General features: G+C 43.8%; 14 protein-coding genes. 6 read left to right on the top strand and 8 right to left on the bottom strand.

Annotated elements, in window-relative coordinates; genetic code table 11:
• Positions 1-84 precede the first annotated feature (84 nt).
• Positions 85-927, top strand: coding sequence for a 16S rRNA (cytidine(1402)-2'-O)-methyltransferase (gene rsmI / locus P5V12_RS16245; protein WP_316954140.1), 843 nt, complete (start codon positions 85-87; stop codon positions 925-927).
• 75 nt (positions 928-1002) lie between these two features.
• Positions 1003-2061: a GNAT family N-acetyltransferase gene (locus P5V12_RS16240; protein WP_316954139.1), complete on the top strand. Its 1059-nt coding sequence runs from the start codon at positions 1003-1005 to the stop codon at positions 2059-2061.
• Between the two features lie 18 nt (positions 2062-2079).
• On the opposite strand, the gene P5V12_RS16235 is transcribed toward P5V12_RS16240, so the two are convergent.
• The 7 genes from P5V12_RS16235 to asnB all read right to left on the bottom strand — a co-directional run bounded on the left by P5V12_RS16235 (position 2080) and on the right by asnB (position 11342).
• Positions 2080-3183 carry a GNAT family N-acetyltransferase gene (locus P5V12_RS16235; protein ID WP_316954138.1) on the bottom strand — a complete coding sequence of 368 codons (1104 nt, stop codon included), beginning with the start codon at positions 3181-3183 and terminating at the stop codon, positions 2080-2082.
• Positions 3184-3479: 296 nt separating this feature from the next.
• Positions 3480-5093: a lytic polysaccharide monooxygenase gene (locus P5V12_RS16230; RefSeq protein ID WP_316954137.1), complete on the bottom strand. Its 1614-nt coding sequence runs from the start codon at positions 5091-5093 to the stop codon at positions 3480-3482.
• Between the two features lie 456 nt (positions 5094-5549).
• On the bottom strand, positions 5550-6611 hold the full coding sequence (locus P5V12_RS16225) for a hypothetical protein (protein WP_316954136.1): 1062 nt from the start codon (positions 6609-6611) through the stop codon (positions 5550-5552).
• A 2-nt stretch (positions 6612-6613) separates the two neighbouring features.
• Positions 6614-7627, bottom strand: coding sequence for an NAD(+) synthase (nadE, locus tag P5V12_RS16220; protein WP_316954135.1), 1014 nt, complete (start codon positions 7625-7627; stop codon positions 6614-6616).
• 17 nt (positions 7628-7644) lie between these two features.
• The gene (locus tag P5V12_RS16215; protein WP_316954134.1) at positions 7645-9102 is read right to left on the bottom strand and encodes a class I adenylate-forming enzyme family protein; all 1458 of its coding nucleotides are present in this window, start codon (positions 9100-9102) and stop codon (positions 7645-7647) included.
• Positions 9103-9106: 4 nt separating this feature from the next.
• Positions 9107-9352: an acyl carrier protein gene (locus P5V12_RS16210; RefSeq protein WP_316954133.1), complete on the bottom strand. Its 246-nt coding sequence runs from the start codon at positions 9350-9352 to the stop codon at positions 9107-9109.
• Positions 9353-9371: 19 nt separating this feature from the next.
• Positions 9372-11342 (bottom strand): asparagine synthase (glutamine-hydrolyzing), encoded by a 1971-nt coding sequence (gene asnB, locus P5V12_RS16205; protein ID WP_316954132.1) that lies wholly within the window; start codon positions 11340-11342, stop codon positions 9372-9374.
• Positions 11343-11648: 306 nt separating this feature from the next.
• Here asnB and P5V12_RS16200 point away from each other — a divergent pair, with 306 nt between their 5' ends.
• The 3 genes from P5V12_RS16200 to P5V12_RS16190 are packed head-to-tail and all read left to right on the top strand — an operon-like array spanning position 11649 to position 15339.
• Positions 11649-12128: a (2Fe-2S)-binding protein gene (locus P5V12_RS16200; RefSeq protein ID WP_316954131.1), complete on the top strand. Its 480-nt coding sequence runs from the start codon at positions 11649-11651 to the stop codon at positions 12126-12128.
• The gene (locus tag P5V12_RS16195; protein ID WP_316954130.1) at positions 12121-14358 is read left to right on the top strand and encodes a xanthine dehydrogenase family protein molybdopterin-binding subunit; all 2238 of its coding nucleotides are present in this window, start codon (positions 12121-12123) and stop codon (positions 14356-14358) included. The genes P5V12_RS16200 and P5V12_RS16195 overlap by 8 nt, the downstream gene beginning before the upstream one ends.
• Positions 14359-14394: 36 nt before the next feature.
• Positions 14395-15339, top strand: coding sequence for an aldo/keto reductase (locus P5V12_RS16190; RefSeq protein WP_316954129.1), 945 nt, complete (start codon positions 14395-14397; stop codon positions 15337-15339).
• A 14-nt stretch (positions 15340-15353) separates the two neighbouring features.
• On the opposite strand, the gene P5V12_RS16185 is transcribed toward P5V12_RS16190, so the two are convergent.
• Positions 15354-16304: a hypothetical protein gene (locus P5V12_RS16185; RefSeq protein ID WP_316954128.1), complete on the bottom strand. Its 951-nt coding sequence runs from the start codon at positions 16302-16304 to the stop codon at positions 15354-15356.
• Positions 16305-16483: 179 nt separating this feature from the next.
• Between P5V12_RS16185 and P5V12_RS16180 the strand changes: the two genes are divergently transcribed.
• Complete coding sequence (locus P5V12_RS16180; protein WP_316954127.1) at positions 16484-17344, top strand: hypothetical protein; 861 nt, start codon at positions 16484-16486, stop codon at positions 17342-17344.
• Positions 17345-17708 lie beyond the last annotated feature (364 nt).

Below are 17708 nucleotides of genomic sequence, written 5' to 3'. Positions count from 1 at the left end.
TTGTGTCTATATATTTGTTTAATTTGTGCTCAGTTTCGAGGTGGCGACCGATCATTTCATTGCTGGAGTCTGGGAATATACCAAATGCAAGAAAGAAGCTCCTTATATATTGTCTCAACTCCCATAGGAAATCTCGACGACATCACTGTTAGAGCGATAAACATCCTTAAAAGTGCCGACTTGATTGCGGCTGAGGATACCCGGCATAGCGCAAAACTTATGCAGCATTATGACATTGACACACCGCTCGTTGCATATCATGACCACAGTTCTGCCAGTCAGACCGAGCGAATCCTGGAGAAAATGCGTGCCGGTGCGACCGTTGCCCTTATCTCTGATGCAGGCACTCCCTTAATTTCTGATCCTGGGTACCGGTTGGTGAGTATTGCAAGAAGCGAAGGGCATCATGTTATTCCCGTGCCTGGAGCTTGTGCTGCGATTGCAGCGCTTTCGGCTGCAGGTTTACCTTCAGATGCGTTTAGTTTTCGCGGTTTTCCGCCTGCCAAATCCGGTCAAAGGCAAAGCTGGTTAACATCTCTCGCGGAAAATACTGAGACACTGGTTTTTTATGAATCGCCCCACCGTATTGAAGATTCTCTGAGGGATATGCAGGTTGCTTTTGGTTCTACACGACAGGCCGTTTTGGCTAGAGAGCTGACGAAGACTTTTGAGACGTTCTTATCGGGGACGCTAGAGCAATTAATTACTCAGGTTGAAGAGGATGCCAATCAGCGAAAAGGAGAAATGGTGATCCTTGTTTCTGGTATGGAAGCATCGTCTTTGTCGGAAGATGTGTCCGCGGAGGCAATGAAAATAATGGGGATTTTGTTATCTGAGTTGCCAGTGAAAAAAGCGGCATCACTGTGCGCCCAGATTACTGGGGAAAAGAAAAACCGCCTGTATCAATGGGCCCTCACACAAAAATGATACTTAAGCCTACAAAACAACAGTTTTAATAGTAAAATCACCTCGCTTAACTTAACAGACTAAAACGGAGAGAAGATGTACCGAGTAGAATGGGCACATGGCGTTACAGGCCTTGAATCGCTGAAAAATCAATGGAACGACCTGCTCGGGGCATGTTTAGACCAATCCTTCAATAATTGTTTCGATTGGCACTACGCTTTAAATTGTTATCTGCTTCAATCGGGTGTTTCATATGCCTGTGTCAAAAAAGGTGATCAACTGGTTGCTGTGTTTCCTTTCATGCAAGAAGACATGCGTCGATTTGGTATGAAATGGAAAATCTTAAAATATTTCGACCATAGTCATTTACCGCTTTTTGACATTCTTTACGATCACAGAGAAAACACCTTGCATATTTATGAGAGCGTGCTTGAGTTTTTACAAAAACAAATGGAAATACGTTGGCATAAGATCGTGTTTGCCCGCTTTCGTGAACGTTCAAATTTGAATAATTTGGCGAAAGAAATAAATTTACCGCGGAAAAAATTAAAAGAAAGCTTATATACTCCGGTTAACTCAGAGCCAAATTGGGACAAGGTGTTGTCCAAGAAAAGACTGAAAACCGTGCGTTATGAAGCAAGAAGTGCGGAAAAGGCCTATTCTAGTTTGAGTTTTGAAAGCTGTTCCGACCCTGACTTGCTTGAAGATGCTTTTCAGCGTTTTATGCAAATGGAGGCTTCCGGCTGGAAAGGTTCCGAGGGCGAAGCGACCAGTATCAATATGGATGAAAACTATAAAGCTTTTTACCGGTCACTCATGAACGCGGAGACGCCCAACTTTGTAAGCATTAATTTTTTGTATTTTGGTGATATTGCCGTCGCGTCTCAGTTCTGTGTGCGAAAGTCAAATTGTTGGAACCTGGTGAAAATTGCCTATAACGAGGAATACAGAAAGTTTGGCCCGGGTAATGCACTTATTTTAAAGCTTATTGAACATCTTATTGCTGATGGTGCTCCAGCAGAAATTAACGTGGTGACTGGTCCAGAGTGGGCAAGGAAATGGCATTTTATTGAGGAAACTACCTACGCAGCAGAAATATTTAATCATTCATTGAAGGGGCGCTTGATCAAATTGCTGCAAAATTTAAAACGTTAGTCCCACTGCTTGCTCATGCTAATCGAAAGCAACCACTTTTTTACATAGAGTGTGTTTTACTTTTGATAAAAGCTGCGGGTTGAAACTACCGCGTATTTTGTATCGATTTTTTTGTGTTTTTCCAAACTGCTCTTTAAATGTATTACTGTCCTGGCCGTAACTGAGTGTCGAAATCCCACCTTCATTGCCTGCGTTTTCCAGAATGGCAAGGACGAGTATTTTCAGTGGGGAGTATTTTGCCAGATTGGTGTTGAAAGACATAAGTATTGCGTTAATTCCACCGCGTGATTTACTACTAATAATAAACGCTTCCGGCTGGTTGTTTATCTCTAGTGTGTCGACTTGCAGCATGTCTTGTTGAGCAAGGTCTTTGACAAACTCGGTAAAAATAATTCGGGTGTTTTCCTGTTCAAAAATACTGGTACGCTCATTTCTGCCATTACTTCGCATGAGCGTTTGCCGTTGCACATGTATTGCTATCAATCTTTTCAGCATCGCTTCATCAAGGGTGGAATAGGTCTTTATTTCGTATTCCTGTATGGCTTTGAGCGATTTGGCAAACTTTCTAACCTTTGTCCTACTCTTACTCGACATTTGCGTCATGAAGAATGACTCAAAACCATTGGATAGATCAGATGAATAGGCGGTAGCTATTTCTGCCGAGTCACTACTGTCCAATAATTCGGAAAGCTGTGCCTTTTCGTTGGCGAACATGCCCGAGAGCATGAACTGGTCCCACTGGGTTACAAGAACTGTATTGAGGTAGTCTTTCAGGGCGTTGAGGTAAATGTTCAAATCCGTTTGAGACGAAATTAAAAATCGCGAGTGGGGATAAACCAGCGGGTTAGATTGAGAGTTAAAGAACTCCAATTGTTTGCAGTAGAGTGTTTTGGGACCCATGACAAAAATTTGTAAAGGTGCTACTGCTACCAGCAAGTTATTTTCGTAGCTTAAGACAAACATTGGCTTTCGAGCCTTGGTTTGTGCCAGATTCCATGCTGCCTTGATATGTGCCTTTGTATACAGTGCGTGTTCTTCAGGTTGGCGCTCAGCCGCAATTGCGGCAATCTCGTCACAGAGAGGCAGTAACTCATTAATATTTGTGACCAGTTTATGTTCCATAATACGGTTTTATCCCAACTACGATATACGGGCGCCAGATTGTCGCATATTTCACTGCATATTGGACTGTCTTCGTGAGTATTTTCTTCCTTGAGAGCGCTAAGGGGTGTATGTACAGAAAGCGATGGATAATCGTGAGTGTTGGTCTTGATAGGATTTTTTGATGGGGAAAATTCGTAAGGACAAAAAGCAGTGTATTACTCTGTTCCAAGGGACTTAAATAACACAAGCTCCTGCTTTGCCAATAAAAAAAGGCGACCTATGGCCGCCTTTTCTCAATATGGTGAGTTCACCACTTAGATATTACAAACAAATGTCCATGCACCGTCGCTACCTGGAACAGATTGTGTCCACCAGTTAGCTCGGTAAACCGCACCGTTATCAGACATCAGGTCACCGCCTGTGGCATGGCTTGGATTGCCTGCCCAGTCACTTTGAGTCCAGTTCGGGTAGGCATTTACAGTTGCTGTATCAACGCCTTGCGCTGCACAGTCACCCGTTCCACCAGAAGAAGAATTGCTTGAGCTGCTGCTGGATGAAGAGCTTGATGATGAACTGCTGCTTGAGCTAGAGCTGCTGGAAGAGCTTGATGATGAGCTGGAAGAAGATGTCCCGCAGGCATCTGCCGCGGCAAGATCCCATGCGTAAGTCCACGCCCAACCGGTTCCTGGTGCGTATGCGCCACCAGAAGAACACCAGCCTGCTTGCTTACATACGTAGTTTTGACCACCGTTAGTGACAACATCACCGTTGTTGTAGGTTGCACCGTCTACGTATGCTGTACAGCTGCTACCGCCAGAAGAAGAACTGCTGGAAGAGCTTGAGCTGCTAGAGCTAGAAGAACTGCTTGAACTTGAGGAGCTGCTCGAAGAGGAGCTTGATGATGAGCTGCTGCCTGCTTTCAAGTCCAACTGATACGTGTTGGTCGCGTCCAGAGTGTAAACACGGTTAGCGTAAATATCAGAGGCATTGTAGGAAACCGTATCAGCATTAAGCACACCTACACGGACTGAAGATTCAGTAGTATTGATGTCGTTAGCCAGTTCTGATGTCCAAACCGCTTTCGCTTCGTTGGCTGCAGTAATGTCTTTTTGTTTGAAAACGATTTCGCTACCGTTGCTGTTAAATACACGGAACCAAATCTGGTCGCCGGCAACAGGGTTGGTTGCTGTGTCAACGTAAGCGCCTTCGTCAGCCCAAACAGGAGGAGGAGCATCACCAAGGACAATGTCACTACAGTTGTAGAAACCTTCACCTGCTGGATCAATACGCTGCCAGCGAGTATATAAGATCGCTCTACCGGTTCTGTTGGTTGGTAGGCTAACGTTCATGACATAGTACTTTTTGCCATTAATGTCAGTGGTTGGTACGTTGCCAATTTCGTCAACCAATTCCAAGTCAGCCCAGGTTAGTGTATCTGTTGCTGGGTTGAATGATGGCTTGGAAATGTAAAACTTCCAGAAGCTTGGGTTATGTGGGGTTGCTGCGTAAAAACGGTATTCAAATTGTCCGTTAGCATCCAGGGTAATTTGTTGTGTTTGCCAATCCGGGTGCGGAGTGTCCATACCAGCCTTAGCATTGTCGCCAGCGGCACATAACTTGCCATTGGGGACGGCAGCTTCAACTGCTGCTTGGTTGTTGTAATCAGACGTTAGGCGGGCATGTTCGATAGACTGAACAAATGGGAAAGAGCCTGAAACCTGAAATGCGGCTCGACATGCTGCATTTGGAATACCGGAACCATCTTGTGGATACCAGTAACCGCCATCATCTTCACAGAATGCCTGACGGGCTTTAGGAAAGTCCGCATAGCCGTGGGCGTATAGTTGTTGGGAAGCCATAGCCAGAAATGTTCCGCCAGCTACAACTCCGGCTTTTAAAAAGCTTGGGAGTAGATTCTTATATTTCATTGTTAAAGCCTCAAAGAAATACTTGTTGTTATTATGTTTTTTTGTGGCAAGACGACAGACTTTGCCAAAGGTGTTTGTTTGAACAAGTGCGAATTTATAGTTGTTGTTTCGCGGTTGTACGCCGAATCCTAACCAATAGAAAATTGATAGGCAAAGAATCAACTTGAATAGAATTCGAGCGTATTTATTTCTAATAGAAATAAATACGCGTGTCTGCCAAATATATTAAGCATAAAACCCCGAATGTTCATCAAAATTGGATTGAAAATGCGAACTGTTTTTGTTTTTAACTAACTTTCAGTTTTGACTGAATTTTCTATAAAAAATGGATTCGAAAAAAAAGCTTATACATAATCCGCAATATGTTTTCAGGATGTGAATCAGAGTTGTTTTTGGAGTTCGACTTTAGTCGAAAGTTAGATAAAAGAGTCTCACAAAAGAGGGCGAAGTTGATTATTAATCCTGATCCGCAGTAGTGATAAAAACACTGCGCGCAAAGTTGATCAGCGCGTTTTCTGGTGAGGATGAGCTTGCATAGCAGTAGACAGGTTTACTTTCTCGCGGATGCATGCGTAGAGCACTGAGAGTATCTTTTATTTCACTGTTGCCGGAGAAAACAAAGGAGACGGTTTTTATTTTTTTTCCGTAGGCATAAAGTAGAAAGGCGACGAGCATGGACTTAAGCTGTTTTGCTCCGTTTCGGCAAAGAATATCATCAATATCGATATGCCCTTGAGCGTCGGTTTCAAAGATGACATAACTTTGAATAGTGTTGTCGCATTGCTTTCTGATGATTGCCAGTTGGGTATTGTTCTTTGTGTGGTTGGCTAATCGCCATTTTATAAATGCGGCGTCACGTTTTCCTATCATTGAGTAGTGCATATTTGCATCGACCCATAGATCGTTTAACTCGTCTTCATTTGGCTGTTGAATGTCTACATTGTAATTCGGCGTAAAAAAGCCACGCAGATGTAATTCTATAAACAGGCAAAAATCAATCAGCCTGGAAAAAGGTGTAAGCATTTTCAACTTTTGGTGTGACTGAAGAATCTCTTTACAGCGAAGAGGTCGCGAGTAGCGTGTTAAATCGTTAACTTTTTTATAACCTATACGTTTGAATACCGGTTCCGCATTTTTATTGGGAAAGGAGTAGATAATATCCGTGTCTTGACAGGCTTGGTCTGTCACGTGACGCAGTAGTTTCAACGCCGGCCCAAGTGTTCGGTGTGCTTTGGCAACATACATATCTCCGATAACACTGATTTTGGATATACCGAAATCGGTTTTCCAGTTACGTGTAAATAACCCTTGTGTTCCAATCAAGGGGGAAGCTTGTTGCTCCAATCGCAAAGTGAATATTCGTTTTGACGGGTAAGGTGAATTTAAATAAAACCAGTTGTAGTGGTTGGTATATTCACCCTGCCAGCGCTCTTCGCCTTGACGAAGAGTAATCACTTCCTCTGTTAGAGTCTGGTACTCTTCCTCTTCCACAACATAAGTCGAAGAAGCATCGCTCACTGTCATTCTCCTAATGGAATGGATGTCACGGGGCCCTCGATTTTTTCCAGGGTTATCCCTTGCCAATGCAGTACGGCAGTGGTTTTACGTTTTGTCTCAATATCTTTGTATATATAGACGGCTTGCTCCTCAGATATCGCAAGTTTTTCTGCAAGGAAACTCGCTGGCTTACCATTATTTAAACTCCATAGCGCAATATCCATCTCCTTATAGGGGAGGGCGTAATAAAATTCATCTTGCCCCTGAGACAAACTATAGGTATCAGTGGTAGGGACTGCATTGCAGATTTCTTCTGGTAACCCCAGGTGCTTTGCCAAAGCGTATACCTGTGTTTTATACAGGTGGGCGATTGGTTTTATATCAGCAGAGCCGTCTCCATTCTTAACAAAGAAACCCTGGTCATACTCTACACGGTTCGGTGTGCCGACCACGGCGTAATTCAATCTGTCTGCATGAAAGAATTCAACAGTTTTTCGAATTCGCTGTTTATAGTTGGTTGCTGCAACAATTTGTAAGTATTCCCTTAAGCCTAAACGTTTTTCAAACTGTTGACCTTCCGGGTTTTGTACAACGAGTTTAAATCGATTGATTTGGCCTGATGTGCCGCCTTCAATCGCAATTTTATTTTTCCAGCCTTTGGTGTACTCGGGGAAAGTGGTTTGAATCGCCTCATCCCGCCATTGGTAGCAGCCAATGGCTTCCAATGCCGGTGCGATATTATGCTTTAAGTATTCTATTCCCAAATGCTCTGCGAGCATTTGCCCTCGATCGCTGCTGAAAGATGAGGAGTCCTGTTCAGGTAAAAGCAAACCAAACACTTTGTCTTTGCCTATTGCCTCTACCGCCAAAGCAGCACTGCAAGAGCTGTCGATTCCACCAGATATAGCCACTATCAGGCCACGACGTCGCAGTCGTGTACGTAAAAGCTGTCGCATTTGACTGGTGATAGATTCAATCATTGCGTCTTTATCAAAATGTAAAAGTTCGTCCACTACGGCATCAATGTTGGTCGTCACGTTTGTCCCTCTGTGTGTTACATAAGCAAATGTTTTTGAACTTTGCCTGAAGCAGTTTTTGGCAAAGCGGATACAAATTCAATTTTTTTCGGTATTTTATAGCTGGCAAGTTTCTCTTTACAGTGTCTCATTATCTCGCGAGGTTCTAGGGTTTCTGGTGACTCCGTGCTTTTTACGATATATGCCTTTATAACCTGCCCCATAATTCTATCTGGTATGCCCGCGACAGCGACTTCCAATACGCCAGGTAATTCTCCGATTTTCTCTTCGATTTCTCTTGGCGCAATTCTGTGCGCCCCGGTTTTAATCATTTCTTTATTACGGCCAATAATATAAATATAGCCGTCTTCATCCTGATAACCTAAATCACCGGTATATAGCCAGTTTTGCTGGACGGCTTTTTCCGTTTCGGCCTGATCATTCCAATAACCTTGCATAATATTCGGGCCTCGCGCGGTAATTTCCCCTTGTGTACCGGCGGGGCATGGGTTGCCCTGTTCATCGCGGACAATAATTTCCACTCCGGGAATCGCTTTACCTGCTGAGCCCATTTTTTTTAAAAGCATACTCGCCGGCAAGTAAGTTAGTCTGGCGCTGGCTTCGGTTTGCCCATACATTACGATAAAGTCCATGTTATGCCAGGCTGAGGTGAAGTGTTCTATATCGGTTGCCGACATGCCGCCACCGGCTTGTGTTACATAACGCAAGCTGGGAATTTGAGTCGCGTGTAATTTGCTTCGGTCCAATAGCATGGTAAATGTTGACGGTACACCAGAAAAACCTGTTGCCTGGGTTGCCTGCATTTTTTCCAGTACCTTTTGTGGGTACATAAACGAATTCTCCAGAACCAGGGAGCCTCCGACGGCGAGGTGGGTATGCAAAAGTGAATTACCGTATGAATAGAAAAAAGGCAGTATGCACATTACCCTGTCAGCAGCGGTAAGCTTGAGATACTGAATGATCGAGTTTGTATTGGAGGCCAGGTTTTTGTGGCTGAGAGTGACCCCTTTGGGGTGTCCGGTTGTGCCAGAGGTATAAATAATTGAGGCGGTGTCTTCAAGTTTAGGTAGTTTAAGTATTTCATGTGAAGAATTTATTTCGGAGATCTCGCTGGATTCAAATACTGAAATACTATCTGAGGCAAATACATGTCTGGAGTCGTGGATCAGGATTTTGCTTCCACAGTGCGTGCATAGGTTTTGAATATCTTCATCCATCAACCCGGTGTTCAGCGCAACAGCAACGGCTCCTGTTGCCCAAATTGCATAATACAGAGCTACATAATCCGCACTATTTTCCATAAGCAGGCAAACTCTATCTCCTGGTTGAATACCTTTTGTTGATAGAAAGTGCGTTGCAGATAGAATTTTTTGCTTTAATTGTCGATAGCTGGTTGTCTGTTCGCCTTGGATTATTGCGGTATTATTCTCGCAAGAAGAGACGATTTCCAGAAATTGATCGACTAATGTTTTCATGGTTTTATGCTGTTTTCTTGTTGATAAAGTTAACCAGGTTATTTACTGAATCCAGGTTTTCCGGAATCATTTCTTCATCGGCCACTTGAACACCAAATTCCTCTTCGATGAAGAAGATAACTTCCATGATGCCCGTCGAATCTAAAATACCTTTCTCCATAAACGAATCTGTGTTGTCGAGTTGAGATTGATCGTCGGTAAAAAGATAATTCTCCAGAATATAGTGACGAAGTTTTGCTTCTGTTGACATTAATATAGCCCCCAATGGATTAGTTAATTCGTTTAACCTGAGTAAATTGTTGTTTTTCTGATAATACAGTTCTGGTGTTATCAATAAATAAGTGATGCCAGGCTTGAGTAGATAATATTGCGACTAAAGCCATGTTATCTTTTTGACCAATACTTCTTCCCGATTTTATCTTCTTAACCAGCATGGCGACTTTCTTGCCATCAAAGTATCCATAACCATCTACTTTACTCTGGTCGAGCAATTCATCAACAAATTCTGGACTGTGCTCGCCAAAGAAGGAGGGGATGTTTGGTGCTCGATAGGGTTGTTTATAGCGATTGGTTATAGCGTCAGGAAGGTATTTGCCCATCGCGCGCTTCAAAATATACTTTTCGTTAAGTACCTTCATTTTTAAACGAGGGTCGAGCTGGTTGGTAAATTCAATTAACCTGTGATCTAAAAACGGGAATCGCCCTTCAATAGAGTTCTTCATTAGCATTCTGTCGCCTTGAGAACTGAGCAGGTAGCCACCCATAAGCGTTTTTACTTCCAGATATTGCGCTTTATTAAATGATGGCCAGCTTTCAAATTTCGTTGGAAGGCGGTTAATTAATTGTTTTTCAGCTTGTTCGGATAAGTTTTCTTTTGTTCGGGGCGAATAGAACTGTTTGATTTTGCTTGTTGATAACCAGCGAGGCATATGGGAAAAAAGTGGGTGATCAGGCTGCTCTACGCCACCACCAAAAAAATTCTGTAAATAAATATTGGCTTTTCCCTGGGCAAGGTTGAGGTAAGGGTACAAACGTTGTATGAGTCTTGGCCTCCAGGTGGAATCTGGTTGCCTGGACCAAAACTGACGTAATTTGGTTTCCTTAAACAAATCGTAACCACCAAATATCTCATCGGCACCTTCTCCGGTTAATACCACTTTATAGTGGTTTTCCTTAACCAGACTGGAAAGCATCCCCATAGGAATTGGGGCTGTACGAATTATAGGGCTTTCGATATGTTGAATGCTGGATAAAAAGTGTTTAGCAATGTCTGGTTCGTGACAGGCAATGCTGCGATGGTCGGTATTAAGCTGCTCCACCAGTTGTTGTTGGTATTGACTTTCGTCCATATTTTTATCGGCAAAAGTCAACGAGAAAGTAGTCAGTTTTGTATCGCTAAATTTATTTATACATGAAGCGAGAATAGAGGAGTCCAAGCCGCCGGAAAGGTAGGTGGCTACAGGGACATCCGAGCGCAATCGAATTTGTGTGGCGTCTACGAGTAAATCGTGAATTTTTTCGCAGGCTTCTTTTTCACTAATGTTTGTGTGTTGGCCCTTTTCTGGGAAATCCATATCCCAGTATGTGTTTTTTTCTAAGCGACCATTCTGATAAACGGCCATCTCTCCGGGAGGTAATTCGTAAATATCATTAAATATTGTGTTTGGTGATACCGGAGCCCAGAATGTTAGCAGTTGATCGAGTGCATTAACGTTTAAACTGGGGGGAGTGTTCCCGGTACTGAGGATCGCCTTTATTTCCGATGCGAATATTAGGTGATCCTGTTTTAATGTGAAATAAAGAGGAGCAATACCGACTCTGTCTCTGGCTAATATTGCTTTGCGTTTGTTCTTATCCCATAAGCAAATAGCAAATTGACCATTTAAATAGTGAATGAAATCCGTTCCATATTCGTCATATAAATGGACAATAACTTCAGTATCAGACTTTGTATAAAAGCGGTGGCCTTTATGAATTAGTGCTTCGCGTAATTCAATATAGTTATATATTTCTCCATTGAAGACGATCCAAACCGATTTGTCTTCATTGTGAATTGGCTGGTCACCACTGTGTAAATCGATAATACTTAGGCGGGTATGAACCAGTAGAGCTGATTCATCTGAGTAGTAGCCGGCTCCGTCGGGGCCTCGGTGATAAAGGCTGTTCGCCATTGAGATCGCGGTTGCTTCGCACTCAATGTCTAATTTTGAATTGGCGATAACCCCAGCGATACCACACATCTTTTCGCTTCTCTAAATACCCTATGGATTCTGTATTTATTACTTTTTATCTTTCCCTTCTCTGTGCACTTTAGCACTGCACGAAGCAAAAAGCTGTTTAATTCTACTGGATTTTCAGAGATATTCACCTGTCGACAAATTTGACATTCAGGCGCGTATTACAGGAAAGTTGATTTGATTGTGGAAGGAATGAATATGCATTATTCATAAATCAATATTGGATTAATAATGCGAAGTAAATGGTAGTTTGGTATGGTGGATTTTCAAGTTTATTTCATGCTCCTGGTTTGAATTTTGAGGTGAAAAGTGAACGAGCTAACAGTTAATGGTAAGTCGGTTGTTGTTGACGTGGCATTGGATATGCCGCTCTTATGGTTTTTACGAGATACGCTCGGTTTGACTGGAACAAAATACGGTTGTGGTATCGGTCAGTGTGGTAGTTGCTCGGTACTTATTGACGGCCAGTCAATGCGTTCGTGTGCGTTATCCATTGCTGCTGTATTGAATAAATCTGTTACAACGATCGAAGGTGTTGCCGAGTCTTCTTCCCCAGTCAAAGCCGTTGCTGAAAATGTCCAGGCCGTATGGAAGGAGGAGAGCGTACCTCAATGTGGGTATTGTCAGCCGGGGCAAATTATTACTGCAACTGCCTTGTTATCTTCATTTCCTGATGCTTCCGGCGAGCAGATCGATGATGCGATGTCGGGTAATTTATGTCGTTGCGGTACTTATCCAAGAATTAAAAAAGGAATCCAGCAAGTGCAGGAGGTTCTGCGTCGTGGCTAATTTGACCAAGTTAAGTCGAAGAGCATTTATTGGGGCTATTGGTTTGAGCGGTGTTGCTGTTGGGGGCTTAATGCTTTCTGGCCGATCGATAAAAATCAGAAATAAATTGCATGATGTACTGAATAAGCCTGAGAAAAAAGCTCGGCTTTTTGTCCAGGTTGGTTCGGATAATATTGTCACAATATGGGCTCACCGTTGTGAAATGGGGCAGGGGGTGAAAACCAGTTTGCCAATGGTGGTTGCTGATGAAATGGAGGCAGATTGGGACAACGTCAGGGTTATGCAGGCTCCGGGCCATCCGGATTTTGGTAACCAAACCACCGCAGGTTCGTTAAGTGTGCAAACCAGTTATATGCAAATGCGCGAGGTGGGTGCCTCTGTTCGACTAATGTTGGAAAAAGCTGCGGCCCAAATCTGGGAGGTTGAGCTTTCGCAATGTCGGGCTGAATTACACCGTGTTGTTAATCTTCAAACCGGAAGCTTTTTGACGTTCGGTGACTTGGCTGAAGCGGCATCGACGATTGATGTTCCTCTGGTGAGTGAGTTGCAGTTTAAGTCGGACAATGACTTTCGTTATATAGGCAAAGGGGTTGCCGCTGTTGACCTTGAACCCATGGTGACCGGGCAGGCGGAATACGCGGTGGATATTCAGTTGCCCAATATGGCCATTGCTGTTGTTGAGCATCCCCCTGCTATTGGTGCGAAGCTGGTTACTCTGGATGATACCGCCGCGAGAAAGGTTCCGGGCGTCATTGATATCGTAACCTTGCCGCATACAGTTTTTCCCGCTCGATATAATCCCTTACATGGTGTGGCGGTGGTCGCGGAAAACACCTGGGCAGCGATACAAGGGAGGAAAGCATTAAAGTGTTCTTGGTCCGAGGGGCGGTATACAGAGAGCCATTCGGAGGCAAACCGAGAACGTTTTCGTCAGCGTTTGCAAGAGACAGGTGAATCCGTGAGAGTTAATGGTGACCCGGATGCTGCCTTTGAGCTGGCACACAGTGTCGTGGAGGCGAACTACAGTATTCCTTACCTTGCCCATGCACCAATGGAACCCCCCGCGACAGTTGCTTTGGTAGAGGGCAATAAATGCACCTTATGGGCGAGTACTCAGAACCCTCAATTTGTGCGAGCGAATGTCGCTCAGTTGCTGGATACCGTTTTGCACAATGTTACGGTGAATGTGGCATTGATGGGCGGTGGCTTTGGTAGAAAATCCAAAGGAGACTTCTGTGCCGAGGCGGCATTAATCGCGAAAGCAGTTGGTCGCCCGGTTAAACTAATCTGGTTAAGAGAAGATGACATTCGGTTTGATTATTATCATGCCCAAAGTGAGCAAAAGTATCTCGCTGCTCTGGATGAGAATAAAAACATCATCGGCTGGATTCAGCGCGCAGCTTATCCTTCCATCCGTTCCACGTTTGATTCGTCGGTAGATCGTGCTTCGCCCGGTGAGTTGGTTCAAGGGTTTACCAGTTCGCTTTATGACGTAGAGAACTTCCGTGCTGAAGTGCATAAAGCTGAAGAAGCTGTGCGTATTGGCTGGTTGCGCTCTGTCTGTCATATACAGCACGCGTTTGCCAATAACTGCTTCGCGGATGAACTGGCTTATGCCCGTGGCATGGAGCCCGCTGGTCATTTATTGGCGTTAATTGGTGCGGATCGAATTGTTGATCCTGAATACCTGCAAATAACTGGCATGCACGATAACCACTACCCGATTAACACTGCACGATTGAAGCGGGTGATTCGTGAGGTAGTCGGCTTAAGTGGTTCTGGTTCAGTGAATGCCAGACAAGGGTGGGGTGTAGCTGCGCATTATTGTGTCTATAGTTATTGTGCTGTGGCGACTCAGGTATTAATTAACGACGGAAAGCTCAGCATTGAAAAAGTGTGCGTTGTTGCCGACTGCGGCAAGATTGTCCACCCCGATAATGCTCGGGCACAAATTGAAGGTGCTGTGATCTTTGGTTTGTCTTTTGCTTTGTTAGGTAAAATTGATGTTGAAAAAGGTATGGTCGTACAAAGCAATTTTCATGACTATCCTCTGCTTAAAATGAATCAGTGTCCGGACATTGAGGTGCGGTTTATTGATAGCAATGAACCTCCAACGGGATTGGGGGAAGTAGCAGTACCGCCGGTTGCCCCTAGTGTTGCCAATGCTATATATGCTGCGAGTGGGCAGCGGATACGCGAGCTGCCGTTTAAGCTGCACTTTGATATTTAGATTCTCCGAATTCACCTAAACAAGAGAGGCTGGCTCGTGCAGTATCGAGATTTTGGTAAAACTGGAATAAAGGTTTCTGCGGTGGGGTTTGGTGCCTGGCCTATTGGTGGTGAGGCTTACGGTGCGGTTGATGGCAAAGAAGCATTACGAGCACTTGCAGTTGCAGAAGAGCTGGGTTGCAACCTCGTCGACACCGCAAGTGTCTACGGTGTTTCTCAGGAAATATTGGGTGAATTTCTTCAGGGGAGACGACAAAAGTGGATTCTTGCCAGTAAGTATTCGGGACAGAAAGATGGCTTGTTAGCTACATTGCAACAGCAGTTAAGTATCTTAAAGACAGACTATATCGATTTTTATCAACTTCACTGGGTGCCTCTACAGCATCAGCGTCACCTTTATGATGAACTGTATGCAGTAAAGAAATCTGGTTTGGTTCGGTTTGTTGGTGTTTCCTTAAAAAATAGTCTGGATATAAAATATGTATTAAATAATACCGAGTTAGACGGCTTTCAAATGCCCATGAGCTTGCTTGATCCGGCGGCCTTTTCCGAGTCGATTTCACTAATACAGCGCAAAAAACCGGCCGTATTGGTTAAATCGAGTTTGAGGCAAGGTTTTTTAACCGGAAAATACAATGCGAATTCTCGTTTTACCGACCCCTGTGATCAACGATCAAAAATGTCCGAGCAGGCTATACAAAAAATACTTCGACAAGTTGAAGCGTTTCGTTTTTTAGAAAACGACCGTGAGCCCATGACGTTATCGGCGGCACGCTACCTTTTGTCGTTTCCAGAAATTTCCAGTGTGCTTATGGGGTGTAAAAGCCGGCAGCAAGCGAACATGAATTTTGCTCAGGTGTTGGAACGTGTTTTATCGAATGCAGAGTTGGCAAAAATAAAAAAACAACAGCAAAAGCTAAATCTATTTCCCAATATTTTTTTACGGTTAGCGCGAAATATAAAAGCACATTTACGCGGTTAATGCCTGTTTTGCAGTTAATTTAATATTCGCCAGTCTCGCGTTTTTGGGGAAGAAAAGCCCGATGCAATATGGGCTTGTTCTAACACGCCGTTTTCCCTGAGTTTTTTTAATCCGATTTGTAAATACTGAAATACCTGGTGAGCTTGAGGGTGATCGCGGTTGATATACCAGTGTCGACTATCGGGGAAAATAACTTTGACATTGGGAATAGGGGTAAGTATGAGGTTGCCTTCGCGATAGCTTAAGTCCGAATGAATATTTTTAAATGACGAAAGCATAAAATCGGCTCGGCCAAAGGCCACCATTTTTACCATAATGGTGTGGGAATGGACGAGATGAAGGTCTTTGATACCGATTGAGCGAAGAACTTGAATGTCCTGATGCCAGTCTTTGTTGCAGACAGCGCTTAGGCTGCGAACAAATTCATCTGAAATATTTCCCGGGAAGGGGTAGTTCACCCGTGTATAGAGGCCAACTTCGTATTCTCCTGCGGACACATAGGGGGCGCTGATTAATTGTGACGCGGTATTTTTAGTGTGTTGTAGTGTTGACAGCCAGTAGCCGCCGCTTGGCATAAGGTATTCCTTTTGTTTGAGGATCATTCCTGCACGGGAATCATCATCTGAGCTGAGCGGAATCAGTATAGGAGGAGAGGCTAACCCTCCGGCTTTTAAAGCTTTTAATAACACAACCACTTCAATCACACTGCGCCTTGGCTCTTGTGTTGAAAAGTCGTGTATATCGTCCACGTCTCTACCTTGTAAATAATGTGTGAGGTTTTTTAGCACGTCTTCGGGAGTAAGAATGGTCAGGCTCTTCGCGTGCGTCAGTGAAGTAAAAAATAGGACGGTGAGGAAAAACAGGGCTCGATAGCCTGACGTTTTTATGTTCATTCTATGGCGCACTTCTCTTCCAAAACCCAATACAAAGTCAGTAAATAACAACAAATATATAACTTGTGACACATAAATCAACCTGTGAGTATTAATTGTGCATCAGGTTGCGATATTCGGGGATTTTAGCGCTGTAATGGAAGTGTTATTATCGCCGGTGGCGCATTCACCGGTATGGATTGGTGAATTAATATTGGATGGTGTCACTGATGGGAATATCAGTGTCATATCTGATTCTGGTAAAAATAATAATGAATTCTCAATTTGAAGGGCTGGTCACTCCTGACTACTATCCCGTGGATGTTCATGAGGAGCCTGACTTCTCTGGTGCACGTATTACCAATGTGTCTCTTTCTATCGAAGACGAACTGGCAATGCGCGTGAAAGTGGGACAAGTTATTGATGCGGGTAATAATTTGTCTGGTTATTCCCGAGCCGACCTTGCTCGTTTATGTGGCATAAAAAGTTCCCAGTTTTCTAAAATCGTAAAAGGCGAAGCCTGGTTAAATATCGGTAACCTCGGTCTATGGGGATTTGCCACCGGTATTACACCAACCGACGTGGTGCAACTCGCGCCGCTTCACGCTAATCCGCTTACTTGCATATGCTGGTTTGTAAATGGCCGTTTAAACCACCTTGATCACGATGAATTTGAGTTGACCACCAAATTGATTTGTCGTCGTCTGGGGATTCGTCATGAGCAAGCGAACGTTGCGGGTAATGAGCCCATCACCAAGCTACTCGATCTTAATTGGCAGGATATGTACCTGACTGATTTGGCTCGTACTGTATCCATCAGACTTGGCCAGCTACGACGTCAGTTGGAACTTTCACAAAAAGCGTTTGGGGATATTCTTGGTGTAACACCAGACACTGTTAAACGTTACGAGTCCGCCGACAATGCCCGCTTTCATCGTGGTGTCTTTTCAACTTACCGATTGTTTGTGACTTTTAACGTTAATCCCATCGAAATAACCAAAGGTTCAATTCACCACAAGCTGCGTTATGTGCAAGAACAACGCTATCGGGCCTTAAGGTCAATGTTGGGTCAATTGAGCTACGATCAGTTTAAATCTTTGAAAGAATTGGCTTTATCTATTAGTGGTCTCTAATATGGATTTTGGTGTAAAAAAAGGGATTTTTCTTTGCCAAAGTCGACCCCAGTTTTAATTCCGGTTTAATAAGTTGGCGCACAAATCAACGGAAATGTAATATTTCTGTAAAATAACTCGTCAGTTTTCGCCAGTAAACGCCTTTTTCAAGAAAATTTGCCCTTTATTTCGTTGCCAAAGTCGACAAGACTTAGTGCGGCCATATCCCTAATATTACACCTGCGCCAAGCAATTGTTCTCTAACTTAAGAGATACGTCTCTTAACTGTTGACAAGGTAGTTTCAGCTAAGAGAGAGACAGGGACGTCCACCATGTTAAAAAAACAGTTGTAAGGATTCACTGTTTAAGGACGCAAAGGTTTGCC

It is taken from the genome of Teredinibacter sp. KSP-S5-2 (assembly GCF_032773895.1).
Taxonomy (GTDB): Bacteria; Pseudomonadota; Gammaproteobacteria; order Pseudomonadales; family Cellvibrionaceae.
The sequence above is the reverse complement of the archived record's forward strand: the minus strand, read 5'-3'. Positions and strand labels throughout refer to the sequence as shown.

Coding starts and splice junctions, on each gene's coding strand:
- rsmI (WP_316954140.1), top strand. CDS start 85: ATGCAAGAAAGAAGCTCCTTATATATTGTCTCAACTCCCATAGGAAAT.
- P5V12_RS16240 (WP_316954139.1), top strand. CDS start 1,003: ATGTACCGAGTAGAATGGGCACATGGCGTTACAGGCCTTGAATCGCTG.
- P5V12_RS16235 (WP_316954138.1), bottom strand. CDS start 3,183: ATGGAACATAAACTGGTCACAAATATTAATGAGTTACTGCCTCTCTGT.
- P5V12_RS16230 (WP_316954137.1), bottom strand. CDS start 5,093: ATGAAATATAAGAATCTACTCCCAAGCTTTTTAAAAGCCGGAGTTGTA.
- P5V12_RS16215 (WP_316954134.1), bottom strand. CDS start 9,102: ATGAAAACATTAGTCGATCAATTTCTGGAAATCGTCTCTTCTTGCGAG.
- P5V12_RS16210 (WP_316954133.1), bottom strand. CDS start 9,352: ATGTCAACAGAAGCAAAACTTCGTCACTATATTCTGGAGAATTATCTT.
- asnB (WP_316954132.1), bottom strand. CDS start 11,342: ATGTGTGGTATCGCTGGGGTTATCGCCAATTCAAAATTAGACATTGAG.
- P5V12_RS16180 (WP_316954127.1), top strand. CDS start 16,484: ATGAATTCTCAATTTGAAGGGCTGGTCACTCCTGACTACTATCCCGTG.